The organism is Flavobacterium sp. (genome assembly GCF_043773265.1).
GTDB lineage: Bacteria > Bacteroidota > Bacteroidia > Flavobacteriales > Flavobacteriaceae > Flavobacterium.
The window spans coordinates 1-13,511 of the sequence record NZ_JAYVFH010000078.1 but is presented as its reverse complement, the minus strand read 5'-3'; the positions used below and the strand labels follow the sequence as shown (position 1 = coordinate 13,511).

At 31.1% G+C, this 13,511-nt stretch carries 10 protein-coding genes; 2 read left to right on the top strand and 8 right to left on the bottom strand.

Translation table 11 applies throughout. From position 1 onward, the window contains the following. Positions 1-2: 2 nt before the first annotated feature. The 4 genes from ACH2BO_RS04285 to ACH2BO_RS04270 form a co-directional block, all read right to left on the bottom strand. Positions 3-6,029, bottom strand: coding sequence for a choice-of-anchor L domain-containing protein (locus ACH2BO_RS04285; protein WP_395043521.1), 6,027 nt, complete (start codon positions 6,027-6,029; stop codon positions 3-5). Between the two features lie 75 nt (positions 6,030-6,104). Continuing rightward, on the bottom strand, positions 6,105-6,950 hold the full coding sequence (locus ACH2BO_RS04280) for a hypothetical protein (RefSeq protein ID WP_395043520.1): 846 nt from the start codon (positions 6,948-6,950) through the stop codon (positions 6,105-6,107). A gap of 12 nt (positions 6,951-6,962) precedes the next feature. After that, positions 6,963-7,781, bottom strand: a complete 819-nt coding sequence (gene kdsA, locus ACH2BO_RS04275) for a 3-deoxy-8-phosphooctulonate synthase (RefSeq protein WP_395043519.1) — start codon at positions 7,779-7,781, stop codon at positions 6,963-6,965. A gap of 94 nt (positions 7,782-7,875) precedes the next feature. After that, positions 7,876-8,346 carry a 2-dehydro-3-deoxyphosphooctonate aldolase gene (locus ACH2BO_RS04270; protein ID WP_395043518.1) on the bottom strand — a complete coding sequence of 157 codons (471 nt, stop codon included), beginning with the start codon at positions 8,344-8,346 and terminating at the stop codon, positions 7,876-7,878. A gap of 96 nt (positions 8,347-8,442) precedes the next feature. Here ACH2BO_RS04270 and ACH2BO_RS04265 point away from each other — a divergent pair, with 96 nt between their 5' ends. Both ACH2BO_RS04265 and ACH2BO_RS04260 read left to right on the top strand, forming a co-directional pair. Continuing rightward, the gene (locus tag ACH2BO_RS04265) at positions 8,443-9,000 is read left to right on the top strand and encodes a YeeE/YedE family protein (protein WP_395043517.1); all 558 of its coding nucleotides are present in this window, start codon (positions 8,443-8,445) and stop codon (positions 8,998-9,000) included. Positions 9,001-9,010: 10 nt separating this feature from the next. Next, the gene (locus ACH2BO_RS04260) at positions 9,011-9,424 is read left to right on the top strand and encodes a DUF6691 family protein (RefSeq protein ID WP_395043516.1); all 414 of its coding nucleotides are present in this window, start codon (positions 9,011-9,013) and stop codon (positions 9,422-9,424) included. A gap of 3 nt (positions 9,425-9,427) precedes the next feature. Here ACH2BO_RS04260 and ACH2BO_RS04255 read toward each other — a convergent pair whose 3' ends face one another. The 4 genes from ACH2BO_RS04255 to ACH2BO_RS04240 all read right to left on the bottom strand — a co-directional run. Continuing rightward, positions 9,428-9,703, bottom strand: coding sequence for an ATP-dependent Clp protease adaptor ClpS (locus ACH2BO_RS04255; RefSeq protein ID WP_395043515.1), 276 nt, complete (start codon positions 9,701-9,703; stop codon positions 9,428-9,430). A 39-nt stretch (positions 9,704-9,742) separates the two neighbouring features. Then, complete coding sequence (gene prmA, locus ACH2BO_RS04250) at positions 9,743-10,582, bottom strand: 50S ribosomal protein L11 methyltransferase (protein WP_395043514.1); 840 nt, start codon at positions 10,580-10,582, stop codon at positions 9,743-9,745. A gap of 123 nt (positions 10,583-10,705) precedes the next feature. After that, positions 10,706-12,943, bottom strand: a complete 2,238-nt coding sequence (locus tag ACH2BO_RS04245) for a DUF349 domain-containing protein (protein ID WP_395043513.1) — start codon at positions 12,941-12,943, stop codon at positions 10,706-10,708. 173 nt (positions 12,944-13,116) lie between these two features. After that, positions 13,117-13,511: shikimate dehydrogenase family protein (locus ACH2BO_RS04240; protein ID WP_395043512.1), on the bottom strand; the 395-nt coding region annotated here is incomplete at its 5' end.

Genomic DNA, 13,511 nt, shown 5'->3' with positions numbered 1-13,511 from the left:
AATTATTTTATTTCTCTATTAATATACACCCATCCAGATTTGGTTTGTTCGCCATTTCGTTCTATTACAAAGTAATACGTTCCGTCTGGCAATTCATTTCCACTATCTGTTTGACCAAACCATTGATTTGTATAGTTTGTTTTAGAATATACTTTTGCTCCATAACGATTGTAAATACCTAATTGTTTTACGTTAAATCCAGATAAGTCAAAGGTGTCATTTAGTCCGTCACCATTTGGAGAAATTCCTTTTGGCAATAAACAAGCAACATCATTTGCAGCAAATATTTCGGCTGTTGAACAAGTATTTACAGTTACAGTACATGTATAGTTTCCTGCTGTTGCAACTTGTAGTGTTGCACTATTTGTTCCTACTGCAGTTCCTGTTGCGTCTGTCCAAGCAAACGATGTGTCTGCATTGCTAAAGTTGCTAGGAATAACTTCTAAAACATAAACTCCACCATCGCAACCACCATCAATAGTAAATTGTGGGGAATTTATAATAGTAACTAAGAAACTTTCTTCATCTGTACAATTTGGCGTTGTGCCACTTTGATCATATACATAAATTGTTTGTGTAGTGGTTATTGTTGAACCAGCACTTAGCATTGTTCCAGTTCCTCCGGCAGCATCATAATAACTTCCATTTGCCAATATTGGTAAGGTATAACTATCACATTGAGTAACATCAGCAATTGGAGCTACAACTGGTGTTGGATGAATTGTAATATTCATTGTAGTTCCTGTTGCACATAAACCAGCAGTTGGTGTAAAAGTATAAGTATTTGTTCCTGCTGTAGTAGTGTCAATGGTAGTAGGATTCCAAGTTCCAGTAACTCCGTTTGTTGAAGTTAATGTAAATGTTGAAGCAGTTCCGTTTTGACATATAGGAGCAATTTGAGTAAATGTTGCTAGTGTTGGAGCATCAATTGTAACATTCAAAGTTGTTGCTACCGCACATTGAGCAGCATTAGGAGTAAATGTAAAAGTAAATGTTCCTGCAACTGTTGTGTCAATTGTTGCTGGATTCCATGTTCCTGAAATTCCATTATTAGAAGTTCCAGAAAGTGATGGCGCAGTTCCGTTTTGACAAATATTTGCAATTGGATTAAATGTTGGAACAATTGATGGTGCATCTATTGTAACACTTAAAGTTGTTGTTACTGCACATTGTCCAGCATTTGGCGTAAATGTATAAACAAATGTTCCAACAACCGATGTATCAATTGTTGCTGGCGACCATGTTCCTGTATATCCATTTGTAGATGTTGTTGACAATGCCGGAGCAGCCAAGTCTTTACAAATGTTTGGTATTGAATTGAATGTTGGAACTGATAGTGGAATTATTGTAATAGTAAAACTATTTTCCGCAGTACAATTTGGAGTTGTACCACTTTGAGCAAAAACATATAATAACTGACTAGTAATTATTATATCACCTGCTGATATCATAGTTCCAGTACCATTTGTTCCAGTATAATAATTTCCAACAGTCAAAACAGGTAAAGTATAACTATTACATTCTGTAACATTTGCTGGAGCATCTGGTGTAGGAATTGGAGTTACGATAACAACTGTTGTACCTGTTGCAATACAACCAGAATTATTAATAACAACTTGATAAGTTCCTGCTAAAGTTATATTAATTGAAGCTGTTGTATCTGGTAAAACAACACTATCCAAAGTCCAAGAATAGGTAACATCTGTTGGATTATAATTAATAGGAGTTACTGTAATTGTAGCAGTACTTCCATTACAAATTGAAAAATCTGATGTAATTGTAAATTGAGGTGTTAAATCTTGAACAATTAAATTAAATGGTAAGACTTCAAAACAACCAGAAATATTATTTTCTACTCTAACATAAACAGTTTGATTACTTGGTACTGTATTAGTATAAAGAATTGGTAAAACATTTAATTCATTTTCAGCATCACTCAAAGTAGCATAATATGCAACATTATAATTCGCTGGATTTAAACTTCCTAAAGAAGCAGTATTATTTTGACTAAGATCAAATTCTGAATAAGTTAAATTGTTACAAGTTATTAGATTATTAGGTAATCCAGCAGAAACTGGATCATAAAATTCAATAATCACAGAGTCAGTTGCGGCACAAGTTGTTCCAATATATTGAGCGTTTACACTATAGGTTGCTTCTTGTGTAACAATTAAATTTGGATTCGTTTCACCAGGTATTAAACTTCCGTTTTGTGTCCAAGTAAAAGTATATTGTGCTGGATTTAAACCACTTTCAATTAAAAAAGAATCTCCAGCACATAAAGCATTTCCGTTAGATTCTAAAAAGTCACTTCCTAATTCAATATTTCCAATATCAAAACTTCCACCTTCAATAAAAACTGCCGAGTCAAAAGCAGTATCACTTCTATCTGCAATAACCAATTTTATATGGTATTGATTTCCAGGAATTACAACTGAAGCAGCTGTCATTGGAACAGTCAAACCATTAAAATTTATTGGAGCTCCTAAAATGTTTTCTCCATTTGGATTACCATAATAAGTATCAAAGTAAGCAGGATTTACAGAAGCACATCCACCATTGTATAATGCATCTCTAATAGTAACAACAGAAATTGGTGTAGTTGTACTTGGAACAATAGCTAAATTTGTTGTTATACCTGTAGAAATATCAGTTAATAAAAATGCAAAAGCATCTGAAAATGAACATTGAAAAGTTCCATATTCATCTGAAGCAAAAATAAAATTGAAACTAATATTATCTGTTAATGGCACAAAATTAAATTCTAATTTAGACGCATTTCTAGAATTCATAGCTGCACCTGTAGCGGCAAGAATTATTGCTTCCAAATCGGTATCTCCAATCCAAGCATTTGTTCCGTCACTCAATATTGTAGTATTCGGACCTGGTGCATTTGCTGCATTACCAGTTGTTAAAACTAATCCTTCTTCAAAAGGAAAGTTTGATCCATTTTTATTGAAATAACCTATACCATTGGTTGAACCAAAGTTAGTACCAGTAGAAGAAGTAACACTTGAAACACTTGCGCATGTTGTATTTAATAAAACATTTTCAACTAATTGTGTATTTGTATACAATGTTGTACTAGTAGATATTGGAGGAGGATTTAATGTACAGAAATTAAATGGTCCTGCCCAAGTACTAGAATCTGTTGGTGAACATACTGATCTAACATAGAAATCATAACAATTAGAAGCTACTAAACCAGTTGCAGTAATTGAATTAACTGATGATGATAAAAAACCAGTTGATGTAGCTGTTGGTGCAGGTGAACCTTGTGGTAATACTAATATTTCCCAATTTGAAGATATACTTGCATCAGGATTTGGTAATTGTGTCCATCCTAATAAAGCTGATGTTAATGTTATACTTGATGCATTTAAAGCTATTGGTTTAATACAAGTTGGTGGTGGCGCACAAGTTACGTTTGCAACCCAACCAGCTTGATTTACAGAGGTATCACTTCTAAACCTAAAAGTTAAACAACCATTAGCTGCTGATGATGTAAACGGACCAGGAATTGCATTTCCCCAATAAGATCCAGCCAAACCACCAGGTACATTTCCTGCTGCATTTGTGCTTGCAATTTGTGGAGATGTAATAGCATTTCCATCAAAAACATATAATCCATCCCAATTAGCTTCAGTGCTAAATGCTGTAAATGTAACAGTTACTAGTTGACCAGCAATTATTGGACAAATTGTTACTGTACTATCTAAACCGTTTGCATAGTTTGCACCAACTCCACCAGGATCGGTAAATGTACCACCACAAACTGGTGGTGCAATAGGAGTTGTTATTGTTCTAGGATTTGACCAATTACTTAAATCTGATGAAGAACATTCACTTCTAACATATATATCATAACAAGTTTCTGAATTTAATCCTGTTAATACATATGGATTTGTAGTTGTAGTAACCCAACCTGTTGCTGTTGCAGATGGAAAAGGAGAACCACAAGTTAATGCTAAAACATTCCAAGTTGTTGCAGTTCCATTTTCAGTCCATGCTAAATTAACCGAATTATAAGTAACAGCTGATGTTACTAATGATGTAGGTTTAGCACAAGTTGGAGGTAATGCACAAGTCACATTTGCAACCCAACCTGCAGCAACTGTTGCAGCTCCACTTCTAAATCTAAATGTCAAACAACCATTTGCAGCAGTTGAAGTAAATGAACCAGGATTTGTTGTTCCCCAATATGAACCTGGTAAAGCTCCAGGAACAGTTCCTGCACCATTTCCACTTGAAAATAAAGGTGCTGTTATAACATTTCCATTAAAAATATATAATCCATCAGCATTTATTTGAGTGTTGAAAGATGTAAAAGTTACAGTTACAACTTCACCTACAACTGTAGGACAAATTGTAATTGTAGAATCTGTATTATTTGTGTAGTTTGCAGTTGAACCTCCAAGATCAGTAAAGGTTCCACCACATGCAGGTGGAATTTGTAATGTAGTAATTGTTCTTGGTGAAGACCAATCACTAATATCTGTTACTGAACATATTCCTCTAACATAAATATCGTAACAAGTATCAGGATTTAAACCAGTTAATACAAATGGGTTTGTAGCAGCAGAAACAAATCCTGTTGATGTAGGAGTTGGTGTTGGTGAACCACATGGTAATGCCAATATTTCCCATTGAGTTGCTGTGCTTGGATTTGTCCATGCTAAATTTACTGATGTTGCTGTTATTGCTGAAGCAATAACAGCTGTTGGTTTAGGACAAGTTGGTGTTGGAGCACAGGTTACATTTGCAATCCAACCTGCAAAATTAAATAATCCATCACTTCTAAATCTAAAAGTTAAACAACCATTTGAAGCAGAAGAAGTAAAAGGACCAGGAATTGTTGTACCCCAAAAAGATCCTGCAAGACCACCAGGAACATTTCCAGCACCATTTGTGCTAGCAATTTGTGGAGATGCAATTGTATTTCCATCAAAAACATATAATCCATCCCAATTTGCTTCGGTATTGAATGATGTAAAGGTAACTGTAACTAAGTCACCAGTGACTGTAGGACAGATGGTAACGGTAGAATCAGAATTATTAGCATAATTAGTTGTTGGTCCAGCAGCGTCAACAAAATTTCCGCCACAAATTGGTGGTGCTGTTGTAGTTGTAAAACTAAACGGTCCAACCCAATTACTTGAAAAACCACTTGAACATAATGCTCTAACATAATATTTATAGGCAGTATTTGCATTTAATCCTGTAGCTATATATGGTAATGCACCACTATAAACTACACCAATACCAGTAGATGTTGATGCTGCTGGTAAAACTTCAATTTCCCATGAAGTTGCACCACTCGGATTAGCCCAAGATAGATTAGCTTGATTAAATAATATTCCTGTAGCAGTTAATGCTGTTGGATCTAGACATTGTTCAACAATATTAACATTATCTAATAGCCATCTGTCTCCACTAATTCCGGATACAGTTTGATTGTATTTCATTACAAAGGCAACATAAACTTGTGTTCCAATCATAGAAGCAGGAAAACTTATAATTTTTTCTGTATAAATATTGTAAGCATTTTGAACTCCAGCAGGATCTAGTGTTAACTGATCTTCTGTATATTCAACAAGTTGAGTTGTATAAGCAGCTGGATTTGTTTGTAATGCAGTTGATGGTGCAACTTTTACTTGATATAAAGTCCCAGTATTTCCGTTAGTAAAAGTTCTAGCAAAAAAACGTAATTGTCCATTTGCAGGAACTGTAACTAAAGGTGTTGCAAGAAAATCTTCTGAAGTGTTTCCTATACCAATATTTTCTCTATTTACATATGCTGCATTTGTACCAGCATATACTAAAGGAGGTGTTGCAACGCCATTATTAATTCCCCAACGTTGAGTTAATCCAACTCCGTTGTCAAAAACAGCCCAGTTTCCAGATGTTAATGTCCAGTTTGTTGATGGTAATGCATCTGGACCTGTAGTGCTCTCAAAACCTTCAGTTAATTGAGAATATCCAACTAAAGAAATAAATAACGTTAAAATTAATAGAGTAATTTTCTTCATAATAATTATTGTGAAATATTGATTTATTTGTAAAAAGTGTTATCAAAAATATAAAAAAAAACAATGCTAAAGCTATTAAATTTTAAAAATACCACCTAAAGTAATGATTTTCTGTAAAAATAAAATTTCTTGTTCTGCTCTATCATTTGAATTAATAGTAGTTCTAATGTCATTCATGTTGATGTAACCACCTTTTAATTCTGTTTGAATAAAGAAATGTTTATAGAATGTAAAATTTATACCTAATTTGCCTGAAACACCATAGCCAGAAAGATGAAAATCATCATGTCTAGAATTTTCTAATAATTTGGCATTTGTTTTTGGGATTAATATCCCTATTCCAATTCCTTCAGTAAAATTTATTTGAAACTTATCTGTATTTGATATTTTAAAAATCCTTGAAATATCATCTACTCTTGAAAACTCGGTGTTTACATAATTTAAACCATCCGTATGTTCAAAAGTTAAAAAATTTTCTGTTAAAAGTACTTGATTGTTTGGAAGAGATTCTCCATAAGTTCCTTCATTTGGATAATATCCATTTATTGCCACAGTTCTATATTGATCCATAACATATTTCATATGATCAAGCCCAATAGATATATTGTAATGGTCGGTAATAAAATAACCTAATCTAAAATTAGTTTGTGGAATAGTCATCCTTGCAGGATTTATATAATCTGCATGCCAACCTTTTGGTTTATCATTAGCAATAACATCATATAGTGTAAAGTCATAATCGCTTCCATAAAAATGAATATCCGATTTTGAAAAATTTTCTCTATTTCCGCCCCAATAAATATAAAACTTTCCTTTGTTATGATCAGTATAATTATCTTTATTTATAGAATCTTGAGCAAATAGATATTCTGAAAAAAAGCTTAAAAAGAGTATTAATAATAAATTAATTTTGAAAGGCATTTATTTTTTTTATTAAAATTGATTTATAGTTTTTCTAATGGCTACTAATTTTGTCATAAGATTTTCAAAATAATCAAGATGTAGCATATTTGCACCATCACTTTTGGCATTAGCTGGATCAAAATGAGTTTCAATAAAAAGTCCATCAACACCAACTACAATTCCGGCTTTGGCAATTGTTTCTATCATGTCTGGTCTTCCTCCGGTTACTCCAATTGATTGATTTGGCTGTTGTAAAGAATGTGTAACATCTAGAACTGTTGTTGCATAATTTTGCATTGTAGGAATCCCTCTAAAATCTACAATCATATCTTGGTATCCAAACATTGTTCCTCTATCGGTAATCATTACGTTTTCATTAGAACAATCTAATACTTTTTGAACTGCATGTTTCATGCTTTCTGGACTCATAAATTGTCCTTTTTTTAAATTTACTGTCTTTCCAGTATTTGCAGCAGCAACGACTAAATCGGTTTGTCTTACGAGAAATGCAGGAATCTGAAGCACATCAACATATTGGGCAGCCATTATTGCATCTTCATTAGTATGGATATCTGTAACTGTAGGAACTTTAAATGTTTCGGATACTTTTCTTAAAATTTTTAATGCTTTTTCATCTCCAATTCCAGAAAAACTATCTATTCTTGAACGATTAGCTTTCTTAAAAGAACCTTTAAAAACAAATGGAATTTCGAGTTTGTCAGTTATTGATATTAATTTTTCGGCAATTTTCATAGCCATTTCTTCGCCTTCAATGGCACATGGACCAGCAAGTAAAAAGAAATTGCCGCTATTGGTGTGTTTTATTTGAGGAATATTCTTTATGTTCATTCTAAGTAATTTTTTTGGAATAGCAAATATAAAGAAAAACCTTCTAATAGTTGAATTAGAAGGTTATATATTAAAAAGTTTAACAAGCTGTTATTTATTTTTCTAGAGTGGGTGATTTTTTTATAGAAAATCCGTTTGGGCAATATATTTTTCCTTTTTCATATAAGTTAAAATACAAGCGTATTTTTTTGTTTGTACCTTCAAATGTAACTTCGTAAATATCTAAAGTTCCAGCTCCAACACTAGTTCTTTTTGTTGGAAAAGGGCAACAGGTTTCAACTTTTTCATAAGTAAATTTTTCGCCATTTTTTCCTTCTAATGCATTAAAAAAATAGGTAATATTTTTTAGAGCAAATTTTTCGTTTTCAAAGCCAACATTTATTGGATAATTATTATTGTAACCATATTTAGAATCATTACTATATTCAGTTATTACAAAAGCATTGTTTTTTATTGCTGGTTTTTTTGCATTATTATCAACATTCATTAGTGTTGATTTTATGCTTCCGCAGGATGAAACAATTGTTAGTAAAGTTAAAATTAGTATGGTTTTGAAAGTTTTCATTGTATGAAAATAATTTTATTTTATTTTTTTATTCAAATATGAAAAATAATTATCAAATATCAAACCACTATCTATATTTTTGTAAAAAATAAAAATATGAATTTTTTTTCGCAAACATGGCATTGGTCTATATCTGGAATATTAATAGGATTGATAATGCTTACATTAAATTATTTTGGAAAAGTATTTGGAATGTCTTCTAACCTAAGAAGTTTGTGCTCTATGACTGGTGTTGGAAAGCGAGTTTCGTTTTTTGATTGGGATTGGAAATCACAACGTTGGAATTTAGTTGTTGTTTTAGGCGCAATGTTTGGTGGATTTTTTGCAACGAATTACTTAAATGATGATTCTAATGTAAATTTAAATCCAATAACAGTTACAAAATTAGAAGGTCTTGGTATTGATGCTCCAAATTCTAAATTGTTACCAGATACTATTTTTGGTATTGATGCTTTAAATTCTCCTAAAATGGTTTTAATTTTATTAATTGGAGGATTGTTAATAGGTTTTGGTTCTCGATATGCTGGAGGTTGCACATCTGGACATGCAATTTCGGGTTTAAGTAATTTTCAAATGCAGTCGTTAAAAGCGGTGATTGGTTTTTTTATAGGTGGTTTAATTATGGCTCATTTTGTTTTTCCATTAATTTTCTAAAAATTGAATTATGAATTTATTAAAATATTTATTGGTAGGTTTTGTTTTTGGTGTTGTATTGACAAAATCAGAAGCTGTTTCTTGGTATAGAATTTATGAAATGTTTCAGTTTGATTCGTTTCATATGTACGGAATAATTATGTGTGCAATTATTACTGGAGTAATTGGAATTCAAATAATTAAAAAAAATAAACTAAAAGATATTGATGGAAAACTAATAGAAATTCAACCTAAAGAAAAAGGAACTTTTAGATATTGGATTGGTGGATTGTTTTTTGGACTGGGTTGGGCAATGGTTGGTGCTTGTCCTGGACCAATTTTTATTTTGCTTGGTTCTGGTTTTATTAGTGTTGGTGTAATTTTAATTGGAGCTTTGTTAGGAACTTTTCTTTATGGAGTTTTTAAAGATAAATTACCTCATTAATTTTTATACAATTTCAGCACTTAAACCTGCTTCTAGCAATGAAGAACACTGAGGTTTTAATTCATCAAACGAACCAGTTTTTACAGTACATTTTCCTTTATAATGTACCAAAATTGCACATTGTTCTGCTTGTTCAGATGAATGTTCACAAACTCTTATCAAAGTTTCAATTACATGATCAAAAGTGTTTACATCATCATTAAAGAGTACAATTTCATTATTAATTGCAACTTGTTCTTTAACTAAAACTTCTTCTTGAACTTTTTCTATTGTACTCATTAGTAGTCTATTATTAGTAATATTTAATTTTATGTAAAATTAATTATTTTTTACATATTTCAATGAAACCCAATTATTTCTTTCAATTTTTTTAACAAATGTTAATCCTTTTTGGGTACAAGATTCATCTATAAAAGGAATGTCTTCTGTATAAAATCCGCTAAAAAGTATTGTTCCATTTGGATTTAAACAATCTATATAAGTTTGCATATCGTTCAACAAAATATTTCGGTTGATATTTGCAATTATTAAATCATATTTTTTTTCTTTTAGCATCTCAGCATCACCTTCATAAACTGTTATTTCTTTACAATTATTTCGTTCTGCATTTTCTATTGAATTTAAATAACACCAATTGTCAATATCAATTGCATCAATTGGTTTAGCACCTTTCATTTCGGCAAGAATTGCTAAAATTGCTGTTCCACAACCCATATCCAATGTTTTCATTCCTTCAACATTTGTTTCTAAAAGATGTTGAATCATCATGTGAGTTGTTTCATGATGACCAGTTCCGAAACTCATTTTTGGTTCAATTATGATATCAAATTCAGCATTTGTTTTTGGATGAAATGGAGCACGAACATGACATTTTCCGTCAACATCAATGGCTTCAAAATTCTTTTCCCATTCTTCATTCCAATTTACTTGATCTATTTCTTCTATTGTATATGATACTTTAAATTCATCTGAAGTTAAAATATAAATGTCTTCAAGAACGTCTTCAGTCCATTGATCTTTTTGAATAAATGCACTAAATCCTGTTTCGGTTTCAATAAAACTTTCAAATGGTTTTTCACCTAGTTCTGCAATTAGAATTTCTGAACCCAATTCTTTTGGCTCGATAATAAAATGATATCCTAAATAAATATTTGACATAACTTATATTTTTTGCAAAGGTAAGAATGAAATATATAAAAAATCTTAATTTTAATGCAATAATTAAGATTCGTTTTAATAATAGTTTATAAAAAAAGCTCACCGTTTAGTGAGCTTTCTATATTATTTATTTAAATTTCTAATTTGTTTTAGTTTAGATTTCCAAGTAATTAATTCTTCTTTATGTTTTTCTATAGTTTTTCTAACTTCGGTAACTATTGAATTTTCTTTCTTAGCGTTTTTGGTATTTTGAAAGAACTGAATGTTGTTTTCTAACTGAAAAATTTCATGTTGAACTTCATCAATCTTGCGCATGATAAAGATTTTTTCGTTATCAAGTTTTCTACTATCTTCTGAACCTGCAATATTATCTAAACGATTTGCAAAACGCAATTGCTCACTTTCTTTTTTACTTGAACTTAATTTTTCAAATAATGCGTCTAATATTTTATTGAATTTTCCTTCTATATGTCTTCTATTAAAAGGAACTTTTCCTAAAGATTTCCATGCTTCAATATGAACTTTTATTGCGTCTAAATCGGTTTTATGTTCGCCAACTAATTCAAATGAGCGTAAACCTTCTAAATATTCTTTTTTCTTTTCAAAACTAGCAACTTCGTCTGCGTTTTCTTCTTTTTTAGTGTCTTTTAGACGTTCAAAATAGTGATTACAAGCGGCTTTAAATTCTTTCCAAAGTGAATCCGAAAATTTTCTTGGTACATGTCCAACCAATTTCCATTCTTCTTGAATTTGTTTCATTAATTGTGTTGTGCCAACAAAATCTTCACTTTCTTTTAGTTCATTTGCTTTGTCAACCAATGCCTGTTTCTTGCTTAAGTTATCATTTTGGTCTTTCTTTATTTCTTTATAGAAAGAGTTTTTTAAAACATTAAAATCTTTAACAGTTGTTTTAAATGCTGCCCAAGTTGCCTCGGTTACATCACTAGGTACTTTTCCTGTAACAAAAAATTCGTTGCGCAATGCTTCAACTTTTACAATTTGGTTTAACCATGCTTGATGCGAATCTACTTTTTCTTGTGATAAAACCTGTAATTGAGCTATAATTCCGTTTTTCTTTTCAAGATTATCAGTTTCTTTTGCTCTAAATCCTTCATAAAACAATTCGCGTTTATCGTGCATTTGTTTGGTCAAATCACTAAATTGTTTCCAAATTTCTTCACGATTTTCTCTCGAAACAGGACCAATGTCTTCTTTCCAGATTCTATGTAAATCTTGCAATTCACGAAACGATTTATTAATGTCTGGTTCGTTTACCAATTCGGCAACACGAGCTATAATTTTTTGTTTTTGTTCTAAATTAATTTTAAAATCAATATCTCTTGCTTCTCTGTCTAAGTGTAAAAAATCATAAAAATTTTCTATATGAAAATGAAAATTATTCCAAACATGATTGTATTTGTCTTTTGGAATTGGACCAGCAACTTTCCAACGTTCTCTAATATCAGTTAACTGTTTTAGTGAATTTGAAATGTTACCTGTTGGATTGTTTACTAAATTTTTCAATTCTTCAACCAATGTCATTCTATTTTCTAAATTCGATTTTAAATTGTTTTGAAGTGATTTAAAATGAACATTTTTCTTGTCTCTATATTGATTGTATAAAGTGTCAAATTTTGTTTTTAACGGAAAACTATAATGAAAGTCTTCTGTTGTATCTGGGTTTTCTGCATTATATTCATCTTTTTTCTCATCTATAAAATGATGATATTTAGACAAAAATGCTTTTTTTATTTCTTCAACATGTTCTCTAACAGACATTACTTGGTCAGTATCAACAAGTAGTTCTAACTCTTCTACCAATTTTTCCATTGGTAATGTTTCATAATCTTGCAACGGAATGTCATGTCGGCCTTTTACTGTTTCATCTTCACTTTCTTCAGCATTTGCTTTTGCAATTGCATTCATTGCAAAATCACTTTCGTTTTGAATTTCTAAAGTGTCATCGGCAACTTGCTCATCTGTAAGTTCAATAATGTTTTCTATAGTTGGAACTTTTTTTGGAGTTTCGGTAATTTGTTCGCCAACAAGATCTTCAACTTCTATAACTTTTTCTTGATCTTCTTCAGCAACTAAAGGTGCTTCAATTTCTGTATCAGGAATTAATTCAATTTCAGTTTGAGCGATTTCTGCTTCAACTTCTGTATCCGAAATTAACTCATTTTCTGTTTCAAGTGCATTAGTTTCTGAGCTTGTTGTTGCTTCTATTTCAATTTCAACAGCATCAGATTCAACCGCAACTTCTTGATTTTCAGAACCAAAAACTCCTTTCGTTTGATTTTTTACGTTTCCATCTGTCTCGTTTTCGTTAACTGACAGGTTATCATTTTTTTCTTCTAACATTTTTATAAATGTGTAAGGTTATACAATTTTTCCTTTTTTGGAGCGCGAAAGATAGTAAAATGTGTTCAAAATTGCAAGAAAATCAATGGTTTCTATGATTTTATTTTAGTTTTAAGTTATTTTAGATTCTATTTAATTGAAGTGTTTTTGTGAAGAATCTATAAATGGAGATGTTATTTATTCCAAATTTTCCAAGCTTTTTCTGCCTGAAAAACTAACATTTCATAGCCGTTTTTTGTTATTGCACCTTTCTTTTTTGCTTTTTTTAAAAATTGACTTTCTTCGGGATTATAAATTAAATCAAATGCAATGTGTTTTGTGGTAAAAAACTCATAAGGAATAGGAGGAAATTCTTTTGTGTTTGGACTTGTACCAAGCGGAGTACAATTTATAATTATTTGATAATTATCAAATGTTGTGGCGTTTACTCTATTATAATCAATTGCGTTTTCTGTTGCTTCTCTTGATACAAAAGTGTAAAAAATACCCATTTTTTCAAGAGCAAACCCAATGGCTTTAGCTGCGCCACCATTGCCAAGAATTAATGCTTTTTTATGATGCGATTGGA